Raw genomic sequence first — 19568 nt, forward strand, 5'->3', positions numbered from 1 at the left:
CCGGCCGATGTGCGGGCCCGGCGCCGGACGGAACGCTGGGGCCATGCCCGTCATCGAAGTCAGCGATCTGCGCAAGTCCTACGACGGCCGTGCGGTCGTCGACGGCGTCTCCTTCACCGTCGAGGAGGGCGAGATCTTCGGGATCCTCGGCCCGAACGGCGCCGGCAAGACGACCACCGTCGAGTGCGTCGAGGGCCTGCGGGCGCCCGACGCGGGCCGGGTCCGGGTCGCCGGTCTCGACCCCGTCGCCGACCACGCGCGCGTGGCCCGCGTCCTCGGCGCGCAGCTCCAGCAGAGCGAGCTGCAGCCGAAGCTCACCGTCCGCGAGGCGCTCGAGCTGTACGCCTCCTTCCACCCGAGGCCGCTCGACTGGGCGCCCCTCGCCGAGCGCCTCGGTCTGACCCCCACGCTCTCCACCCGGTTCGGGAAGCTCTCCGGCGGCCGGCGGCAGCGCCTGTTCATCGCGCTCGCCCTGATCGGGGACCCGCGCATCGTCGTCCTGGACGAGCTGACGACCGGTCTGGACCCCAGGGCCCGCCGGGACACCTGGGAGCTCATCGAGGACATCCGCGCGAACGGCGTGACCGTCCTCCTGGTCACCCACTTCATGGAGGAGGCCCAGCGGCTGTGCGACCGGATCGCGGTGATCGACAAGGGCCGGGTGATCGCCCTGGACACCCCGGGCGGCATCGTCCGCCGCTCGGCGGGGGCGACGGTCATCAGCTTCACCCCGTCCGCCCGGTTGGACGACCACGACCTCAACGCGCTCCCCGGGCTCGCGTCCCTGGACTGCAAGGACGGCCGGGTCTCGCTGTCCGGCACCGACGAGACGGTCGACGCCGTCCTCACCCTCCTCGCCCGCCACCGCATCACCGCCCACCAGCTCCGCGTCCTGGACGCCACGCTCGACGACGCGTTCCTCGACCTGACGAAGGAGGCAGCGGCATGAGCACCGCCGTACTGCGCACCGAGGTCCGCCTGTTCCGCCGCGAACCCGGCAGCCTCTTCTGGATCACCGCGTTCCCCACCCTGCTGCTGGTGATCCTCGGCTCCGTCCCGTCCTTCCGGCAGCACAGCGCCGATCTCGGCGGCCTGCGCACCATCGACGCGTACGTCCCGGTCGCCGTCCTGCTCGGTCTGATCGTCGGCGGCCTGCAGTCGATGCCGCAGACCCTCACCGGCTACCGGGAGCGCGGCATCCTGCGCCGTATGGCCGCCACGCCGGTCCGGCCGTCCACCCTGCTCCGCGCCCAGATGCTGGTCCACGGCGCGGCCTCGCTGGCGTCCGCGCTGCTCGTCCTCGCCGTCGGGCGGCTCGGCTTCGACGTACGCCTGCCGAAGCAGCCCGTCGGCTACGCCCTCGCCCTGCTGCTCGCCGCCGCGGTCGCGCTCGCACTCGGATCGGTGGTGTCGGCCCTGTCCCGCACGACGAAGATCGCCGGCGCGATCGGGTCCGCCGTGTTCTTTCCGTCGATGTTCTGCGCGGGCCTGTGGCTGCCGGTGCAGGCCATGCCGGACGTCCTCGCCCGGATCGTCGGCTGCACCCCCTTCGGGGCGGCCGCGCAGGCCCTGGACCAGGCGGCGGCGGGTCACTGGCCGGGTTGGAGCCACCTCGGCGTACTGGCGATCTGGATCCTGCTGCTGACCGGCGCGGCGGCCCGCTGGTTCCGCTGGGAGTAGGGGGATCCGCACGGTGCAGACTGGAGGAGTGACGGAGGCGGACGTCCAGCTCGAACAGCGGTGGGCGCAGGCCAACCGCTGGGGGCCGTACGTGATGCTCGGCTTCGCGGTCCTGTTCGCGTGCGTCACCGCCGCTCTGACGCCCGGCCCGGCCGAACGGTGGGCGGTCGGCGGGCTGGTCCTCGTGGCGATCGCGCTCCAGCTGCTCTGGGGCCGCTACGGGCGGCGGCGGGAGCCGTCCGCCGTCGGCGTCACGTACTACGTCGTCCGGTGGGCGCTCGCCTTCGCGCTCACCTGGCTGAACCCGTTCTTCGCGTTCTTCGCGGCCACCGGCTACTTCGACGCCGACGAGGTGATCCCCGGCCGGCTCCGGCAGCGGCTCGCGCTGGTCGCCACGTCGATCCCCGTGGCGGGCGCGCAGTCCGGCGGGCTGCCGATCCACGGCGGCACCCAGTGGGCGGTCTTCGCCGGGCTCCTCGTCGTCAACAACGTGCTGTGGATCGTCGTGGGGAACCTCACCCACCAGGAGGAGGAACGCTCCCGCGCCCGCGCCGGGACCATCGCCGAACTCGAACGCACCAACGCGGCGTTGCAGCAGGCGCTGGCGGAGAACGCCGCCCTGCACGCCCAACTCCTCGTCCAGGCGCGGGAAGCGGGCGTCGCCGACGAACGCCGACGCCTCGCCGCCGAGATCCACGACACCCTCGCCCAGGGCCTGACCGGCATCATCGCCCAGCTGCAGGTCGTCGCGAACACCCCCGACCCCGCCGGTGCGCGCGAGCACGTGGGCCGCGCCATGGACCTGGCCCGGCACAGCCTCGGCGAGGCCCGCCGCTCGGTGCACAACCTGGCCCCGGTGGCGCTGGAGAGCGACGGACTGCCCGAAGCCCTGCAGAAGACGGTCGCCGAATGGGGCGAACGGACCGGCGTCCGCGCCGGGTTCACCGTCACCGGCACCGCGGAACAACTCCACGAGGAGGTCGCGGCGACCCTCCTGAGGATCGTCCAGGAGGCCCTGTCCAACGCGTCCCGGCACGCCCACGCGACCCGCGTCGGCGTCACGCTCTCCTTCCTGGGCGACGAGGTGATCCTCGACATCCGCGACGACGGCCGCGGCTTCGACCCCCTCGCTCTCCCCGCCCGCACCCCCGTCGGCGGGTTCGGCCTCGACGGCATGCGCGCCCGCGCCGAACGCATCGTCGGCTCGCTCACCGTCGAGTCCGAGCCGGGCCACGGCACGGCGCTGTCGGCTCGCGTACCGTTGGTCCGCGATGAGCGATGACCTGGTGATCAGCCTCCTGATCGTCGACGACCATCCCGTCGTACGGGACGGTCTGCACGGCATGTTCGACTCCGCACCCGGCTTCACCGTCCTCGGCGAGGCCGCGAGCGGCGAGGAGGCGCTGACCCGGGCCGCCGAACTCGACCCCGACGTGGTCCTCATGGACCTGCGCATGCCGGGCGGCGGCGGAGTGGCCGCCATCGCCGAACTCACCCGCCGCCGCTCGCGCGCCAAGGTCCTCGTCCTGACCACGTACGACACCGACTCCGACACCATCCCGGCGATCGAGGCGGGCGCGACCGGCTACCTCCTCAAGGACGCGCCGCGCGAGGAGCTCTTCGCGGCGGTGCGGGCCGCCGCGGAAGGCCGTACGGTCCTCTCCCCGGCGGTCGCCTCCCGGCTGGTCTCCGCGGTCCGCGCCCCCGGCGGCAACGAGCCCCTGTCCGCCCGCGAGCGGGAGGTGCTGGCGCTGGTCGCCGAGGGCACGTCCAACCGCGAGATCGCCCGCGAGCTCTTCATCAGCGAGGCGACGGTGAAGACCCACCTCACCCACCTCTACGCCAAGCTGTCCGTCAACGACCGTGCGGCGGCGGTGGCGAGGGCGTACGAACGGGGGATTCTGGGCCGGGACCGGCCGTGAGCACCCGTCCCGCCCGCGGGACCCGTCACCCCACCACGCGCAGCAGCAGCACCGTCCGCCCCGGCACCCGCACCGCCGCCCCCGCGGGGTGCGTCACCCCCGGCGCCTCCCCCTGCTCCTCCCTCGACGTGTCCACGACCACCTCGTACCGCTCCGCCCACGGCGGCCCCGGCAGGACGAAGTCGACCGGTCCGTCCCCCGCGTGCAGCACCGCGAGGAAGCTGTCGTCGGTGATCGGCGCGCCCTGCTCGTCCCGGCCGGGAATGTCCCGCCCGGACAGGTACATCCCCAGCGTCGCGGCGGGCGCGTACCAGTCGCCCTCCGTCATCTCCGCGCCCCGCGGCGTGAACCAGGCCAGGTCCCGCAGCCCGTCCACCGAGTGGGCCCGCCCGGAGAAGAACGCCCGGCGCCGCAGCACCGGGTGACGATGGCGCAGCGCGATGAGCCGGGCGGTGAGGTCGTACAGGGCCCGCCAGCCCGGGTCCTCCAGCAGCCCCCAGTCCACCCAGCTGATCTCGTTGTCCTGGCAGTAGGCGTTGTTGTTGCCGCCCTGCGTGCGCCCGAGTTCGTCGCCCGCGACCAGCATCGGCACGCCCGTCGACAGCAGCAGGGTCGTCAGCAGGTTCCTCAGCTGGCGGCGCCGTAGCGCCAGTACGCGTTCGTCGGAGGTCCGGCCCTCGACCCCGCCGTTCCAGGAACGGTTGTCGTTCGTGCCGTCCCGGTTTCCCTCGCCGTTGGCCTCGTTGTGCTTGCGCTCGTAGGACACCAGGTCGCGCAGGGTGAAACCGTCGTGCGCGGTGACGAAGTTGACGGACGCGTACGGTCGCCGTCCGCCCCACGCGTACAGGTCGCTGGAGCCCGACAGGCGGTAGCCCATCTCCCGGACGTCCGGCAGCGCGTGCCGCCAGAAGTCGCGGACCGTGTCGCGGTAGCGGTCGTTCCACTCCGTCCACAGGGGTGGGAAGGCGCCCACCTGGTAGCCGCCCGAGCCCACGTCCCACGGCTCCGCGATCAGCTTGACCCGGCGCAGCACCGGGTCCTGCGCGATCACCGCCAGGAACGGGGAGAGCATGTCGACGTCGTGCATGGAGCGGGCCAGGGCCGCCGCCAGGTCGAAGCGGAAGCCGTCGACGCCCATCTCCGTCACCCAGTAGCGCAGCGAGTCGGTGATCAGACGCAGCACATGCGGCTGGACCACGTGCAGGGTGTTCCCGCAGCCCGTGTAGTCCGCGTACCGGCGGGCGTCGGACTGGAGGCGGTAGTAGCCGCGGTTGTCGATGCCCTTCAGGGAGAGGGTCGGGCCGAGCTCGCCCGCCTCCGCCGTGTGGTTGTAGACGACGTCCAGGATGACCTCGATGCCGGCCGCGTGCAGGGCGCGCACCATCCGCTTGAACTCGCCGACCTGCCGGCCCGTCGTCCCGGTGGCGGCGTACGCGGCGTGCGGGGCGAAGTAGCCGATCGAGTTGTAGCCCCAGTAGTTCTTCAGACCGCGGCGCAGCAGATGGTCCTCGTGCGCGAACTGGTGGACGGGCAGCAGCTCCACCGCCGTCACGCCCAGCTTCACCAGATGGTCCACCGCGGCCGGGTGCGCCAGACCGGCGTACGTTCCCCTCAGCTCCTCCGGGATGCCCGGGTGCAGCCGGGTGAAGCCGCGGACGTGCAGCTCGTAGATCACCGAGTCCGCCCACGGGGTCTTCGGCCGGTGGTCGTCGGCCCAGTCGTCGTCATCGTGCACGACGATGCCCTTGGGGACGAACGGCGCCGAGTCGCGTTCGTCGCGGACGGTGTCGGCGACCTGCTGCTGGGGCCAGTCGCGGACATGCCCGTACACCTCCGGGGGCAGGCCGAACTCGCCGTCCACCGCGCGGGCGTAGGGGTCCAGGAGCAGCTTCGCCGGGTTCCAGCGGCCCCCGGTCCACGGGTCCCAGCGGCCGTGCACGCGGTAGCCGTAGCGCTGGCCCGGCATGACCCCGGGCACGAAGCCGTGCCAGATCTCGTGCGTGAGCTCGGTCAGCCGGGCCCGTGTCTCCCGCCCCGCCTCGTCGAACAGACAGAGCTCGACGGACTCCGCCCCGCCCGCCCACAGCGCGAAGTTGGTGCCCGCGACCCCGTCCGGGCCGACCCGGAACCGGGCGCCCAACGGCGTGGACGCACCCGGCCGCACGGGCGGTCCCGGCACCTTGCGCGGCGCACCGTTCACGACGATGTCCGGCGTGGCGCGTTCTGCCGCCACCGCCTCCTGCTCGGCTGCGCTGGACACCGGCTTGCCTCCCGCGGCTCATGGAACGACGTGGGGAAAGAGCGCGCGGTGTCCCGCCGCGGCCCCTCGTCGCGTCGTCCTCCCCCCTTTTCTGCCCAGAGCGGCCGTCGCACTCACGTTTCCCCGGAGCGTGCCCGATCGTTGGGTACGCCGTGAGGCACGTACAAGGGCGCGCACGGCGCGCGGGGGTCGCACTGGCCGCCGTAATGACATGGGCAGGACTACTGGCTGGGGCCGCGGGCTGCACCGGCGGCGACAGCCGGAGCGGGCTCGACCGGATGGTCGGCAAACCCCCGGCCCCCGAGGACGTCATCCGGGTCGCCCCGGCGGACGGCGCCAAGGGCGTGCAGCCCGGAGAGGAGTTGCGGGTGCGGGTGCCCGACGGACGGCTGGAGTCGGTGAAGGTCGTCCGGTCGCAGGACGCCCGGGAGGCCGTCGTCCCGGGCCGGATCGCCGCGGACGGTCTGAGCTGGCAGCCGGACGACGACCGGCTCGGGCTCGCCGCCCGCTACACCGTGGACGTCGTGGCGCTGGACGGCAAGGGCAACCGCTCGGCCCGCCACACCACGTTCACCACCTACGTCCCCAAGGAGCGCTTCATCGGCTACGTCACCCCCGAGAACCGTTCCACCGTCGGCACCGGGATGATCGTCTCGCTGGAGTTCAACCGGGAGATCGACGACCGCGCGGCCGTCGAACGGGCCGTCAGGGTGACGGCCGAACCGGCGGCGGACATCCGGCCCCACTGGTTCGGGAACACCCGGCTCGACTTCCGCCCCGAGGAGTACTGGAAGCCCGGCACCCGGGTCACGGTCGCGCTCGGGCTGCGGGACGTCGAAGGGGCGCCCGGCGTCTACGGGCTGCAGCAGAAGTCGTTCTCGTTCACCGTCGGCCGCAGCCAGACGTCCCTGGTGGACGCGGCGAAGCACACCATGCAGGTGCGCCGCGACGGCGAACTGCTGGCCACCGTGCCGATCACGGCCGGGGCGCCGAAGAACACCACGTACAACGGCAAGATGGTGGTGACCGAGATGCTGGAGCTGACCCGGATGAACGGCGCCACGGTCGGCTTCAAGAAGGCCGACGGCAAGGGCGAGTACGACATCCCGGACGTTCCGCACGCCATGCGCCTGACCAGCTCCGGCACTTTCCTGCACGGCAACTACTGGGCGGAGGACGTCTTCGGCAACGCCAACGTCAGCCACGGCTGCGTCGGTCTGCGGGACGTCAAGGGGGGCGGGGCGGACACGCCCGCGGGCTGGTTCTTCGACCGCAGTCTCGTCGGGGACGTCGTCGAGGTCGTCCACAGCAAGGACAAGGTGGTCGCCCCCGACAACGGGCTCGGCGGCTGGAACATGAGCTGGCAGGAGTGGCTCGCCGGAGGCGCCGTGAACTGACCCCGCCCCGCATGCAACCTTCCCCCCGCATTCCCGGTCCTACTTGGGACCGAACGGTGACAATCTTGGCCCGCCGGGGCCGCTGACCATGTGGTTAATATGCGGCGAACGCGGGTGACGCGTCGCTGCGGGCCCGGGGAGGGCCCGGGGGAGTGGGGAGAACGACTTTGAACGTGCGACCGATATCGGGGGCGTCGGTTGGGGGGCGCTCGCGCGGCCGTGACAAGCGGTTGGCGCTGATCGTCGGAGGGCTGCTGCTGGCCGTCACGGCGTGCGGCGGAGGCGGGGACTCGGACTCCGGGTCCACCGCCAAGGACGACGGCGACAAGGGCGCTTCCGCCGCCGCCGAGAGCAAGCAGTCGGAGGCGGTCGTCACCATCGCCCCGAAGACCGGCGCGAAGGACGTGGACACCAGCGGCGCCCTGAAGGTCAGCGCGGCCAAGGGCAAGCTGACCGAGGTCACCGTCAAGGACGCCAAGGGCAAGAAGATCGACGGCGCGATCTCGGCCGACGGCGCCGGCTGGACGCCCGCCACGCATCTGGCCGCGTCCACCGCGTACCAGGTGCACGCGGTCGCCAAGGACTCCGCGGGCCGGACGGCCGCCGAGGACTCCTCCTTCACCACGCTGAGCCCGAAGAACACCTTCATCGGCAACTTCACGCCCGAGGACGGCTCCACCGTCGGCGTCGGCATGCCGTTCTCGGTGAACTTCACGCGTGGCATCACCAAGCCGGCCGACGTCGAGAAGGCCATCACGATCAAGACCGTGCCGGCCGTCGAGGTCGAGGGCCACTGGTTCGGCAACGACCGCCTGGACTTCCGTCCCGAGAAGTACTGGAAGGCCGGCACCAAGGTGACGGTCTCGCTCAACCTCGACGGCGTCGAGGGCCGCAAGGGCGTCTACGGCGAGCAGTCCAAGACCGTGTCCTTCACCATCGGCCGCGACCAGGTGTCCGTGGTGGACGCCAAGAAGCACACGATGAAGGTCATGCAGGAGGGCAAGGTCGTCAAGACCATCCCGGTCACCACCGGCAAGCCCGGCTACGCGACCTGGAACGGCCAGATGGTCATCAGCGAGAAGTTCACCGTGACCCGGATGAACGGCGACACGGTCGGCTACGACGGCGAGTACGACATCAAGGACGTCCCGCACGCCATGCGGCTGACCAACTCCGGCACCTTCGTGCACGGCAACTACTGGGGCGGCGACGCCTTCGGCAACTACAACGCCAGCCACGGCTGCATCGGCCTGCGGGACGTGCGCGGCGGCTACGACAGCTCCATCGCCGCCGCGTGGTTCTTCAACCACTCGATGGTCGGCGACGTCGTGACCGTGAAGAACTCCACCGACCCGACGGTCGACCCGGCCAACGGCCTCAACGGCTGGAACATCCCCTGGGCGGAGTGGAAGAAGTAGCAGTCCCCTGACGACGGGCCCGGCGCTGTGACACACAGCACCGGGCCCACCGTCGTTAGCCCCCGTTAACCTGCTGGCATGACCGTGAATCTCGAAGTCGCCGAAGGCGTCGGCACGCTCCGCCTCGACCGCCCGCCCATGAACGCGCTGGACATCGCCACGCAGGACCGTCTCAAGGAGCTCGCCGAGGAGGCGACCCGGCGGGACGACGTCCGCGCGGTCGTCGTGTACGGCGGCGAGAAGGCGTTCGCGGCGGGCGCGGACATCAAGGAGATGCAGGAGATGGACCACACCGCGATGGTCCTGCGCGCCCGCGCCCTGCAGGACTCCTTCACGGCCGTGGCCCGGATCCCCAAGCCGGTCGTCGCGGCCGTCACCGGGTACGCGCTGGGCGGCGGCTGCGAGCTCGCGCTGTGCGCGGACTTCCGCGTCGCCGGGGACAACGCCAAGCTGGGCCAGCCGGAGATCCTGCTCGGGCTGATCCCCGGCGCCGGCGGCACCCAGCGGCTGGCCCGGCTGATCGGCCCCTCCAAGGCCAAGGACCTCATCTTCACGGGCCGGATGGTGAAGGCCGACGAGGCGCTGAGTCTGGGTCTGGTGGACCGGGTCGTCCCGGCCGCCGACGTGTACACCGAGGCGCATGCCTGGGCGGCGAGGCTGGCGCAGGGCCCGGCGATCGCGCTGCGCGCCGCGAAGGAGTCGATCGACACCGGCCTGGAGACGGATCTCGACACCGGCCTGGCGGTCGAACGCAGCTGGTTCGCGGGCCTGTTCGCGACCGCCGACCGCGAGATCGGCATGCGCAGCTTCGTGGAGGAAGGGCCGGGCAAGGCCAAGTTCCTGTGAGTGACGTCTCCTTCAAACTGCCCGGAATCACTTGCAATTGACGGGATGTCTCACCCGGGTCCCACCCTGGTCCCTCGATGGGGCGGTTTATCGAAACCTTAAGGCGACCTTAAGCCTGCCTTGTCGAGGGAGCCTGTGGATTGCCGGTGAGTGAGCCGTTGCTGCAGGTCGACGCGGGTTTGTCAGGCTTTGCGCTGCCACTGGCATATGCCGAACGCATCATCCGGAACGGTGGATTCCGGGGGGCGTATTCCGTCGGAACGGCCCCGGAGGGCGTGCTGGGCGGCCATGATGGGGGCATGGCGGGGCTGGAGGGCATCGAACAGCCGCGGGGACCGGGCCGTGCGACCGCGGCGCGCTGGTCGCCTGCGGTCGAGGACGAACGGGCGCTCAAGGCGCTGGAGTTGTTCGGCAACCCGACGGAGGGCGAGGTTCCGCTGCCGTCCCGCCCCGAGTCCGCCGCGACGGCCCGCCGACTGGCCCAGGTCGTCGTCCTGAGGCAGTGGGGACTGACCCCCAAGATGACGGAGGACGCGGTCCTTCTCGTCTCCGAACTCGTCGGCAACGCCGTACGGCACACCGGCGCCCGCGTCTTCGGTCTCCGGATGCGCCGCCGCCGCGGCTGGATCCGCGTCGAGGTCCGCGACCCCTCCCGCGGCCTCCCCTGTCTGATGCCGGTCCAGGAGCTGGACGTCAGCGGCCGCGGCCTGTTCCTGGTCGACAAACTGTCCGACCGCTGGGGCGTGGACCTGCTGCCCCGGGGCAAGACGACCTGGTTCGAGATGAGGGTCGCCGACCGCTAGGCGCTGCCGCGAGGTCGGTCCGGGTCCCTTCTCGGGCGCCCGGTGCCGGTGTCGCCGTCCCTGGGGGCTGCCGCCCCCAGGCCCCCGCTTCGGCCTGACGGCCTCGTCCTCGAACGCCGGACGGGCTGAAAGGGTGGGTCAATCGTCGGGATTGCGACATCTCGCCCCTTAAATGGTGCGGGTGACCACATCCGACCGTCGTTATCTGCTGCGGGCGGGCGCCGGGCTCGTCGCCGGGGGTGCGTGTGCAGCCGCGTGCTCGCCCTCCGGGAGTCCCTCGGGTGCCGTCGCCCCCCGCGCGCCCGCGAGCACAGCCCCCTCCGCCGGCGCGGCCCCCGGCCCCCGGGCCTTCCCCCGGCAGCCCGCCCAGATCGCCCATGGCCCCCGGGGCCGTCCCCGGGTCGCGCTCACCTTCCACGGGCAGGGGGAACCCGCCGTCGCCCGGGCCCTGCTCGGCGAAGCCGAGCGGCACGGGGCCCGGGTCACCGTCCTGGCGGTCGGGAGTTGGCTCGACGAGTACCCCGACCTGGCCCGCCGGATCCTGGACGGCGGTCACGACCTCGGCAACCACACCCAGCGGCACCTGGACGTCAACGCCATGTCGGAGACGGACGCGGCGGCCGAGATCGCCGGGTGCGCCGAGCGGCTGCGCAGGCTCACCGGGTCCATCGGCACCTGGTTCCGCCCCTCCCGGGCCGTCCGCGCCTCGCCGCTCGTCGAGACGCTGGCCCGCCGCGCCGGCTACCCGCACGTCCTCTCCTACGACGTCGACTCCCTCGACTTCACCTCGCCCGGCGCTCCCGCCGTCGCCCGCAACGTCCTCGGCCAGGTCCGGGGCGGGTCCGTCGTGAGCCTGCACTTCGGGTACGCGGACACGGTCGCCGCGCTTCCGGCCGTCCTGGACGAACTCGCCCGCCGCGGACTGCACGCGGTCACCACCACGGAGCTGATCGGCTGATGCACCGAAACCTCGCGAAATGCGCCCTGCCGGCCGTCCTCGCCCTCGCCCTCCTCGCCGCCTGCGGCGCCGAGGGCGAGGACGGCGCGGCCAAGGCCACCCGGGCGGCAGCGCCGGCGCCCGTGAAGAAGCCGGTGAAACCGCTCGTCGACGGACTGCCCGGCATGCCGCCCGTGCTGGACCCGAAGGACGTCTACGCCGCCGACCGCCCGAACAGGCTCTCCCCGGTCGTCAAGGACTTCCCGTCCCGGGTGTACGTCCCCAACACCGAGTCCGACACCGTCTCCGTCATCGACCCGAAGACGTACACGGTGATCGAGACCGTCCACGTCGGCCGCCAGCCCCAACATGTCGTCCCCTCCTGGGACCTGAAGACCCTGTGGGTCAACAACAACCGCGGGCACACCCTCACCCCCATCGACCCGAAGACCGGCAAGGCGGGCAGATCGGTCGAGGTGCACGACCCGTACAACCTCTACTTCACGCCCAACGGCAAGTACGCGATCGTCATGGCCTCCCTCGACCGCGAGCTCGTCTTCCGCGACCCGCACACCATGAAGCGGATCAAGACCGAACCGGTCACCTGCTACGGCGTCAACCACGCCGACTTCTCGCTCGACGGGAGGTACTTCATCGTGTCCTGCGAGTTCAGCGGCGAACTGCTGAAGGTCGACACCGAGCAGATGAAGGTCGTCGGACAGCAGCGACTGCCGTTCAAGGGCGCCATGCCGCAGGACGTGAAGGTCTCGCCCGACGGGAAGCGGTTCTACGTCGCGGACATGATGGCCCACGGGATGTGGATCGTCGACGGCGACACGTTCGGCGAGCCGGAGTTCCTGCACACCGGCAAGGGCTGCCACGGGCTGTACATCGGCCGCGACTCCCGCGAGATGTACATCTCCAACCGAGGCGAGGGCAGCGTCTCCGTCTTCGACTTCCAGGAGAACCGGCTCACGAAGAAGTGGCGACTCCCGCAGGGCGGCAGCCCGGACATGGGCGGCGTCTCCGCGGACGGCAAGGTCCTGTGGCTGTCCGGGCGGTACAACTCCGAGGTGTACGCCATCGACACCGCCACCGGCCGCCAGCTCGCCCGCATCAAGGTCGGCAGCGGCCCGCACGGCCTCGCCGTCTACCCCCAGCCCGGCCGCTACTCCCTCGGCCACACGGGCATCTTCCGGTAGGAGACGATGAAGAGCGGCTCCGCGCTCCTTGAGTCTCCACCCGCTGGAAGGTCCAGACTCCCAGGCATGATCGACGACGGCACCGGACTCCTCACCATCGGCGAACTGGCCCGCGCCACCGGACTGTCCGTGCGCACCATCCGCTACTGGTCCGACGAGGGCGTCCTGGCCCCCGTGGCCCGGTCGGCCGGCGGCTACCGCCTCTACGGCGCCGAGTCCGCCGCCCGGCTGGAGCTGATCCGCACCCTGCGCGAGCTGGGCCTCGGCCTGGCCGACGTGCGCCGGGTGCTGGCCGGGGAACGGACGGTCGCGGAGGTCGCGGCGGCCCATGTGACCGCGCTGGACGCGCAGATCAGAGCGCTGAAGGTGACCCGTGCGGTGCTGTCGTCGGTGGCCCGACGCGGTGCGAACGCACAGGAGACGACCTTGATGAACAGACTGGCCCGACTGTCGGCGGCCGAGCGGTCGCGGATCGTCGACGACTTCATGGCGGAGATCTTCGACGGCCTCGACACCGCCGACCCCGACATCCGCACCCGGCTGCGGTTCGCGGCGGCGGACCTGCCGGACGACCCCACCCCCGAGCAGGTGGACGCCTGGGTGGAGCTGGCCGAGCTGATCCAGGACCCGGCGTTCCGGACGCAGATGCGGCAGACGGTGGAGTTCAACGCGGCGGACCGGGGGCCGGAGGCGCCGGCCGGCACGTCCCTGTGGTTCATCAGCCGGCTGGTACGGCTCGCCGGCGACGCCCTGCGCAGGGGGCTCGCCCCCGACGCCCCGGAGGCCGCGGAGATCGTGCGGGGCCTGATCGGCGACGCCGACCCCGCCGCCGTACTGGAGAAGCTGACCGCCGCGACGAACGTACAGGTGGCGCGTTACCGGGAGTTGTCGGCCGTCGTGCAGGGGCTCGGCCCGCAGCCGGCCTACCAGGAGGAGTTCGCGTGGGCGGTCGCCGCACTCGCCGCTCGCGCGGCCGGTTAATCTGACCTGCGTCAGTACGACAGCAGGACAAGAAAAAGAAAAAGGGGCGGATCGGTGGCCGACATCGAAGAGGCGCGCAAGCAGTTCCAGCGGATCGACACGGACGGTGACGGCTTCATCACCGCGGCCGAGTTCAAGACCGCCCTCGCTCAGGAGGGTGACTGGAACGTCACCGAGGCGGTCGCCGAGGTCCTCATCAAGAGCCGTGACCTCAACGGGGACAAGGTTCTCTCGTTCGACGAGTTCTGGGCCTACCTGAGCAAGTGACGCGCGCGGAAAAGGGGCGCCCCGCAGCCGCGGGGCGCCCCTTCCGCATACCCGGCCGCCCTCAGGCCCCGCTGCGCTCGCTCCAGCGGCCCCCGTGCTCACGGCGGAACTCGAGGATCCGTTCGCCGCACCGGAATAACCGGCGAACCACTCCGGTTGACGCCGCTCAGAAGCATGCACACGCATTGATTCTTATCTGGATCCGACGTGCCACTCCGGAAGGCAGGGCCAGTCATGAAGATCGGCATCATCGGCGCGGGCAACATCGGCGGCAACCTCACCCGGCGACTCACCGCCCTCGGCCATGACGTCTCCGTCGCGAACTCCCGCGGCCCGCAGACGCTCACGGAACTCGCCGAGGAGACGGGAGCGACCCCCGTCACCGTCGAGGAGGCGGCGAAGGGCGCGGAGGTCGTGGTGATCACGATCCCGGTGAAGGCGGTCCCGAACCTGCCGTCCGGCATCCTGGACGGCGCGGCCGCCGACGTGGCCGTCATCGACACCAACAACTACTACCCGCAGCAGCGCGACGGCCGGATCGCGGCGATCGAGGACGAGGGCCTCACCGAGAGCGGCTGGACGGAACGTCAGATCGGCCACCCCGTCGTCAAGGCGTTCAACGGCACCTACGCCCAGGACATCCTGGACCGCGCGCTCCCGGCCGGCGACCCCGACCGCATGGCGCTCCCGGTCGCCGGCGACGAGCCGGCGAAAGCGAAGGTCCGCGCCCTGATCGACGAGCTCGGCTTCGACACCGTCGACACGGGCGGCGTCGCCGACTCCTGGCGCCAGCAGCCCGACACCCCCGTCTACGGCCTGCAGGCCGGCGCGGAGGCGGTCGCCAAGGCGCTGACCGAGGCGAGCCCGGAACGCCCCGCGGCGTTCCGCGGCTAGACCGGCTCCTGGTCCGGGTCAGGGTCCCCTTCCGGGTTCTGTTCCGGGTTCTGTTCCGGTCAGACGATCGCGAGGGGCAGGTGCGGTCCGTCCGGCAGCTCGACGGTGATCGAGTCCCCGGGCCGCACCACGCCCCCGCTGAGCACGACGCTCATGATCCCGGACTTGAACGCCGGACGGCCGTCCGGCCCGCGCCCGACGACCTGCTTCATGAGCCCCTTCCGGAAGCCGTCGATCTGGGCGCAGGGGTTGCGCAGCCCGGTCACCTCGACCACGGCCTCGGCCCCGAGCCGCAGGCGAGCCCCGACGGGCAGCCCGAGCAGGTCGATCCCGCGCGTGGTCACGTTCTCCCCGAGCTGTCCGGCGGCCACCTCGAACCCGGCCGTACGCACCTCCTCGAACAGCTCCTCGTGTATGAGGTGCACCTGCCGCAGATTCGGCTGCGAGGGATCCTTCTCCATCCGGAACCGGTGCTTCACCGTGGCCCCGGCATGCACGTCCCCCTCCACCCCGATCCCGGCGACCAGCGTGACGCTCTCCCGGTTCGGCTTGGTGAAGGAGTACGTGCCGCTGCTGCTGACAGCGCTGACGACGGACCTGCTCATATCGGGGGAAGCTCCCTCGGCACTCGATGTTCGACCTGTGGATTCGGTACGAGCGGGCTCGCCTCGAGTCACCTCGGGGACTGTACCGACCGTCGAGGGCCGGGCGCTGCCTGCGCGCATGGCTGCATTCTGACGAACCGGCGCCGTACGTCCCAAATGCAGGGTGCTACCTGGTGAGAGGCCCCCGGACGGATCCGGGGGCCTCTCGTGTCGGGCTCGTACGGCAGGGCAGTTCCGCAACCGCGTCGGCGTCTCCTCCCACCGCCGGGTCCTCCAGGGCCGGCGCCTCGAAATCAGCCGGCAGATCGACTCCGGTGACAGATCACGCCCGTGCAGGAGCGGCGAAATAGCTGGGCGCGTTGTATCCCGAGTGAGGGTAGGAGGCCGCCCAGCTCACGGCCTCGGGCTGGGTACGAGGGAAGTCCGCGGCCACCAGCGTCGCCAGGTCGAAGTAGGCCTCGCGGGTCCGTGCCTTCATCTGCTCCAGATCGACCTCCGAGCCCGTCGCGAGGTGCTCGTCGAACGGGATCATCACCACACCCCGGCAACGGGCACGGAAATGGTCCACGACCTCGTTCACCTTCACCACCTTGCTCTTCCGGCGCGCCTCGGACACCACGGTGATACTCCGGCTGACGAGGTCCTCGTACTGGTGCGCAATGAGCCAGTCCAGGGTGGTACTGGCGCTGGTCGCGCCGTCCACGCTGGGCGTGGCGACCACGATCAGCTGATCGGCGAAATCCAGGATGCCCCGCATCGCGCTGTGCAGCAGGCCGGTGCCGGAGTCGGTGAGGATGATCGGGTAGTGCTGTCCCAGGCAGTTGACGACCTGTCGGTAGTCCTCGTCGTTGAACGCCGTCGAGAGAGCGGGGTCCACCTCATTGGCCAGGACCTCGAGGCCGCTCGTGGACTGGGAGGTGAAGCGCCGTACGGACATGTAGTTGGTGAGGTTCGGGATTTCGGCTACGAGGTCGCGGATGGTCGCGCCGGTTTCGCGACGGACACGGCGGCTGAGGGTGCCTGCGTCCGGATTGGCGTCGATCGCGACGACCCGGTCCTGCCGCTCGGTGGCGAGAGTCGCGCCCAGGGCGGTCGTGGTGGTCGTCTTGCCGACTCCGCCCTTGAGGCTGATGACGGCGATCTTGTGGCACTGCATCACCGGCGTACGGAGGATGGCCAACTTCTGCTGGCGCTCTCGTTCGGCGGTCCTCCCGCCGATGCGCAACCGGCTGAGGATCTTTCGGCCGTTGGGCTGGCCGCGCAGCAGTCGGTCGGGGGACAGCTCGACAGTCGCACTGTGCCCCAGTACCCCGCGGCCGTTCCAGTCCGGCTCCGGCCATGGGGCCGGAGTGTGGTGCGCCGGCGGGCGAGCGTAGGGCGCTGTCCCGCCGGCGACCCGGGTCGCCGGCGCTCCCCTGTCATAGGGAATCGCAAGGGGTACTGCGCCGAAGCGGTTCCCCGCAGACGCCGGGGAGTGATTCTCCGCCGGCCCGCCCGGCGTCACGGTCTCGTAGGCCGCCCGCGGGCTGGTCAACGGCTCCGTCGGCACGGAGGCCTGGGGCCCGCCGGCGAGGTGCGGGTCCGGCGGCGTGGGAACGAGCCCGTCGGAGAGCTCCCGGCCCCTGCCGGGTGCAGGATCGTCGGCGTACGTGTCGCGATCGTTCGTCATGTTCTGTCCTTTCGGCGAGATGGTGGGCCCCTCGGGCACGGAGTCGACGGCGTGGCGGCGGGCAGGCTTTACGCCCGGTACCACGCCTGCGGGCTCGAGCGCCGGACGCCCGCCCTGCCCGGACGCGGGGGCACGCACCGCGTGACCGGACCGAGACAGGACAACGACGCCCGGGCGGTCCGTCACGGGCTCGATGGGGCGGAGCGGCCGCGGTGGCGCGACGAGAGTGCTCGGCGGGGTGGCGCGGATCAAGCTGCCGTTTTCGCTGAATGAAAGCCCCATTGATATAAACTGATCAGGGGTCAGTGCCCGCTTGTAGCCCCGCAGGACATGCGGCGGCGGTTGGGCGTGCTGGACCTCGGGCGGCACCTCGAGGCGGCTGCGCACGCGATACTGCCCGACCTTCAAGTTCTCCGTCCGCTGTAGCTGAACCTTCAACGGACCTACGAACGAGTAGTGCTGTTCCTCGGCATGTGCGCGGACCTTCTCGACCAGCTGTTCGCCGAGCATGACCAGGCATGCGCCGTAAGCCTCGTGGTCGCCCGGACTGAGTTCGACGACGAAACCGTTGGGTGCGATGGTGCAGCCCTGGATCCAGATCCTGGCGTTGACGTCGCACTCGCGCCGGAGCGCGCCGGCAAACTCCAGGGGCTGCACGGCGGATCTGAAGATCTTGGCGAAGGTGTCGTTGACTAGAGCCTCGAAGCGCTGTTCCAGCTTGTTCAGCGTTCCCACTTCAGCCTCCGGGTGCCGATCCGCTGCATGGCAGTCGGATCAGCCGATGATGTTACTGATAGTACTTATGTAGACACGGAGAGTACTGATCTTGCGACATGCCTCTGCATTTCACCGGATCGGTCGTAAAGCCCCGCCCATCGGGCGGCGTGGTGTCGTCAGGCTGGGGTGGCGGAACGAGTACGCGTCCGCGGGATCGATGACGACGAGAGACAGCGCCTGTCAGGGATCGTCCGCAGAGGCGCCGGGTGAGTGGTGACCTGGCGGCGGGACCGGACGCTGCTCTTGTCCGCGCAGGGCAAGCCGGTGGCGAAGATCGCCGGAGTCAAGATGGTCCCGGGGATATTCCGCCTCGTGATCAGGGAAGGCCTGATTTCCCTAGCACTCGATGATGTTGACCGCCAGCCCGCCGCGGGCCGTCTCCTTGTACTTGACGCTCATGTCGGCGCCCGTTTCCTTCATCGTCTTGATGACCTTGTCCAGGGACACCTTGTGCGAACCGTCGCCGCGCATCGCCATGCGGGCCGCCGTGACCGCCTTCACCGCGGCCATGCCGTTGCGTTCGATGCAGGGGATCTGGACCAGGCCGCCGACGGGGTCGCAGGTGAGGCCGAGGTTGTGTTCCATGCCGATCTCGGCGGCGTTCTCGACCTGCTCGGGGGAGCCGCCGAGGACTTCGGCGAGGGCGCCGGCGGCCATGGAGCAGGCGGAGCCGACCTCGCCCTGGCAGCCGACCTCGGCGCCGGAGATGGAGGCGTTCTCCTTGAAGAGCATGCCGATGGCGCCGGCGGCGAGCAGGAAGCGGACGACTCCGTCCTCGTCGGCGCCGGGCACGAAGTTCATGTAGTAGTGCAGGACCGCCGGGATGATGCCGGCCGCGCCGTTGGTGGGAGCCGTCACGACCCTGCCGCCGGCCGCGTTCTCCTCGTTCACCGCCATCGCGTACAGCGTGATCCACTCCATCGAGTGGGCCAACGGATCGCCCTCCGCCCGGAGTTGACGAGCCGTCATGGCGGCGCGGCGGCGGACTCGAAGGCCGCCCGGCAGGATGCCCTCGCGGGACATGCCCCGGGACACACACCGCTGCATCACCTGCCAGATCTCCAGCAGGCCCGCCCGGATCTCGTCCTCCGTGCGCCAGGAGTGCTCGTTCTCCAGCATCAGCGAGGAGATCGACAGGCCGGTCTCCTTCGCCAGGCGCAGCAGCTCGTCGCCCGTGCGGAACGGGTACTTCAGGACCGTGTCGTCGAGTTTTATCCGGTCCGCGCCGACCGCTTCCTCGTCCACGACGAACCCGCCGCCGACCGAGTAGTACGTCTTCGACAGCAGTTCCGTGCCCGAGGCGTCGTGCGCCCGGATGGTCATGCCGTTGGCGTGGTACGGGAGGGCCTTGCGGCGGTGCAGGACCAGGTCGTCGTCGAAGGAGAACGGGATCTCGTGCGAGTCCAGCAGCCGCAGCCGGCCGGTCTCCTTGATCTGCTCCACCCTGTCGTCGGCCCCCTCCACGTCCACCGTGCGGGGCGAGGAGCCCTCCAGGCCGAGCAGGACCGCCTTCGGCGTCCCGTGGCCGTGGCCGGTCGCGCCGAGCGAGCCGTACAGCTCGCACCGGACCGACGCCGTGGAGTCCAGCAGACCGTCCTTGCCCAGCCGCCGCGCGAACATGGCGGCCGCGCGCATCGGGCCGACCGTGTGGGAACTGGACGGGCCGATGCCGATCGAGAACAGGTCGAAGACCGAGATGGCCACGGGGACTCCTCAATGACAGGGGTGGTGCGGGATTCCGGGGCCCCCGCGCACCCCTCACAGTGTGCGCGGCGACCCCGGAAAGGGAACTACTTGTTCAGACCGGGGTAGAGCGGGTGCTTGTCGGCGAGGGCGGTGACCCGGGCCTTGAGCGCCGCCGCGTCGGCCTCCGCGAACGGGGACGGCGCCTTCAGCGTCTGGGCGATGAC

Annotated in this window: 17 protein-coding genes and 1 pseudogene; 14 read left to right on the forward strand and 4 right to left on the reverse strand. The window is 70.9% G+C overall.

The genetic code is table 11. The features are described 5' to 3' along the window. Nucleotides 1-43: 43 nt before the first annotated feature. The 4 genes from ABZ725_RS50230 to ABZ725_RS50245 are packed head-to-tail and all read left to right on the forward strand — an operon-like array spanning nt 44 to nt 3602. On the forward strand, nt 44-949 hold the full coding sequence (locus ABZ725_RS50230) for an ABC transporter ATP-binding protein (RefSeq protein ID WP_358809080.1): 906 nt from the start codon (nt 44-46) through the stop codon (nt 947-949). Beyond that, nucleotides 946-1680, forward strand: a complete 735-nt coding sequence (locus tag ABZ725_RS50235; protein WP_358809081.1) for an ABC transporter permease — start codon at nt 946-948, stop codon at nt 1678-1680. Before ABZ725_RS50230 ends, ABZ725_RS50235 begins: the two co-directional genes overlap by 4 nt. A gap of 28 nt (nt 1681-1708) precedes the next feature. Beyond that, nucleotides 1709-2962, forward strand: a complete 1254-nt coding sequence (locus ABZ725_RS50240; RefSeq protein ID WP_358809082.1) for a sensor histidine kinase — start codon at nt 1709-1711, stop codon at nt 2960-2962. Next, the gene (locus ABZ725_RS50245; RefSeq protein WP_358809083.1) at nt 2952-3602 is read left to right on the forward strand and encodes a response regulator transcription factor; all 651 of its coding nucleotides are present in this window, start codon (nt 2952-2954) and stop codon (nt 3600-3602) included. The genes ABZ725_RS50240 and ABZ725_RS50245 overlap by 11 nt, the downstream gene beginning before the upstream one ends. A gap of 25 nt (nt 3603-3627) precedes the next feature. On the opposite strand, the gene glgX is transcribed toward ABZ725_RS50245, so the two are convergent. Continuing rightward, nucleotides 3628-5862 (reverse strand): glycogen debranching protein GlgX, encoded by a 2235-nt coding sequence (gene glgX, locus ABZ725_RS50250; protein ID WP_358809084.1) that lies wholly within the window; start codon nt 5860-5862, stop codon nt 3628-3630. A 152-nt stretch (nt 5863-6014) separates the two neighbouring features. Between glgX and ABZ725_RS50255 the strand changes: the two genes are divergently transcribed. The 9 genes from ABZ725_RS50255 (at nt 6015) to ABZ725_RS50295 (ending at nt 14607) form a co-directional block, all read left to right on the forward strand. Then, nucleotides 6015-7259 (forward strand): Ig-like domain-containing protein, encoded by a 1245-nt coding sequence (locus tag ABZ725_RS50255; RefSeq protein ID WP_358809085.1) that lies wholly within the window; start codon nt 6015-6017, stop codon nt 7257-7259. A gap of 167 nt (nt 7260-7426) precedes the next feature. After that, a complete protein-coding gene (locus ABZ725_RS50260; protein WP_358809086.1) occupies nt 7427-8677 on the forward strand; it encodes an Ig-like domain-containing protein in 1251 nt (416 codons plus the stop codon). A 78-nt stretch (nt 8678-8755) separates the two neighbouring features. Beyond that, nucleotides 8756-9523: an enoyl-CoA hydratase-related protein gene (locus ABZ725_RS50265; protein WP_358809087.1), complete on the forward strand. Its 768-nt coding sequence runs from the start codon at nt 8756-8758 to the stop codon at nt 9521-9523. Between the two features lie 299 nt (nt 9524-9822). Continuing rightward, nucleotides 9823-10326, forward strand: coding sequence for an ATP-binding protein (locus ABZ725_RS50270; protein ID WP_351916431.1), 504 nt, complete (start codon nt 9823-9825; stop codon nt 10324-10326). A 172-nt stretch (nt 10327-10498) separates the two neighbouring features. Next, complete coding sequence (locus ABZ725_RS50275; RefSeq protein ID WP_358809088.1) at nt 10499-11284, forward strand: polysaccharide deacetylase family protein; 786 nt, start codon at nt 10499-10501, stop codon at nt 11282-11284. Then, nucleotides 11284-12465, forward strand: a complete 1182-nt coding sequence (locus ABZ725_RS50280; protein ID WP_358809089.1) for a hypothetical protein — start codon at nt 11284-11286, stop codon at nt 12463-12465. Before ABZ725_RS50275 ends, ABZ725_RS50280 begins: the two co-directional genes overlap by 1 nt. A gap of 66 nt (nt 12466-12531) precedes the next feature. After that, entirely contained in the window at nt 12532-13446 is a 915-nt protein-coding gene (locus ABZ725_RS50285; protein WP_358809090.1) for a MerR family transcriptional regulator, read from the forward strand. A 54-nt stretch (nt 13447-13500) separates the two neighbouring features. Further along, nucleotides 13501-13713 carry an EF-hand domain-containing protein gene (locus tag ABZ725_RS50290; protein ID WP_351916439.1) on the forward strand — a complete coding sequence of 71 codons (213 nt, stop codon included), beginning with the start codon at nt 13501-13503 and terminating at the stop codon, nt 13711-13713. 234 nt (nt 13714-13947) lie between these two features. After that, the gene (locus ABZ725_RS50295; protein WP_358809091.1) at nt 13948-14607 is read left to right on the forward strand and encodes an NAD(P)-binding domain-containing protein; all 660 of its coding nucleotides are present in this window, start codon (nt 13948-13950) and stop codon (nt 14605-14607) included. Between the two features lie 59 nt (nt 14608-14666). Here the strand turns inward: ABZ725_RS50295 and ABZ725_RS50300 are convergent, their stop codons facing one another. Both ABZ725_RS50300 and ABZ725_RS50305 read right to left on the reverse strand, forming a co-directional pair. Next, complete coding sequence (locus tag ABZ725_RS50300) at nt 14667-15212, reverse strand: MOSC domain-containing protein (RefSeq protein WP_358809092.1); 546 nt, start codon at nt 15210-15212, stop codon at nt 14667-14669. A 322-nt stretch (nt 15213-15534) separates the two neighbouring features. Then, nucleotides 15535-17616 (reverse strand): FhaA domain-containing protein, encoded by a 2082-nt coding sequence (locus ABZ725_RS50305; protein ID WP_358809093.1) that lies wholly within the window; start codon nt 17614-17616, stop codon nt 15535-15537. A gap of 168 nt (nt 17617-17784) precedes the next feature. On the opposite strand from ABZ725_RS50305, the pseudogene ABZ725_RS50310 reads away from it, so the two are divergent. Next, nucleotides 17785-17943 (forward strand): annotated as a pseudogene (locus tag ABZ725_RS50310) (IS630 family transposase); the annotation flags it as partial. Between the two features lie 51 nt (nt 17944-17994). On the opposite strand, the gene ABZ725_RS50315 reads toward ABZ725_RS50310, so the two are convergent. Beyond that, nucleotides 17995-19362: an L-serine ammonia-lyase gene (locus ABZ725_RS50315; protein ID WP_358809094.1), complete on the reverse strand. Its 1368-nt coding sequence runs from the start codon at nt 19360-19362 to the stop codon at nt 17995-17997. Nucleotides 19363-19568 lie beyond the last annotated feature (206 nt).

It is taken from the genome of Streptomyces sp. NPDC006872 (assembly GCF_040635845.1).
Lineage (GTDB): Bacteria > Actinomycetota > Actinomycetes > Streptomycetales > Streptomycetaceae > Streptomyces.

Excerpts from the sequence above, each read along its gene's own strand:
- ABZ725_RS50280 (WP_358809089.1), top strand. The coding sequence starts at position 11,284 with ATGCACCGAAACCTCGCGAAATGCGCCCTGCCGGCCGTCCTCGCCCTC.
- ABZ725_RS50285 (WP_358809090.1), top strand. The coding sequence starts at position 12,532 with ATGATCGACGACGGCACCGGACTCCTCACCATCGGCGAACTGGCCCGC.
- ABZ725_RS50275 (WP_358809088.1), top strand. The coding sequence starts at position 10,499 with ATGGTGCGGGTGACCACATCCGACCGTCGTTATCTGCTGCGGGCGGGC.
- ABZ725_RS50230 (WP_358809080.1), top strand. The coding sequence starts at position 44 with ATGCCCGTCATCGAAGTCAGCGATCTGCGCAAGTCCTACGACGGCCGT.
- ABZ725_RS50265 (WP_358809087.1), top strand. The coding sequence starts at position 8,756 with ATGACCGTGAATCTCGAAGTCGCCGAAGGCGTCGGCACGCTCCGCCTC.
- ABZ725_RS50245 (WP_358809083.1), top strand. The coding sequence starts at position 2,952 with ATGAGCGATGACCTGGTGATCAGCCTCCTGATCGTCGACGACCATCCC.
- ABZ725_RS50235 (WP_358809081.1), top strand. The coding sequence starts at position 946 with ATGAGCACCGCCGTACTGCGCACCGAGGTCCGCCTGTTCCGCCGCGAA.
- ABZ725_RS50295 (WP_358809091.1), top strand. The coding sequence starts at position 13,948 with ATGAAGATCGGCATCATCGGCGCGGGCAACATCGGCGGCAACCTCACC.
- ABZ725_RS50270 (WP_351916431.1), top strand. The coding sequence starts at position 9,823 with ATGGCGGGGCTGGAGGGCATCGAACAGCCGCGGGGACCGGGCCGTGCG.
- ABZ725_RS50300 (WP_358809092.1), bottom strand. The coding sequence starts at position 15,212 with ATGAGCAGGTCCGTCGTCAGCGCTGTCAGCAGCAGCGGCACGTACTCC.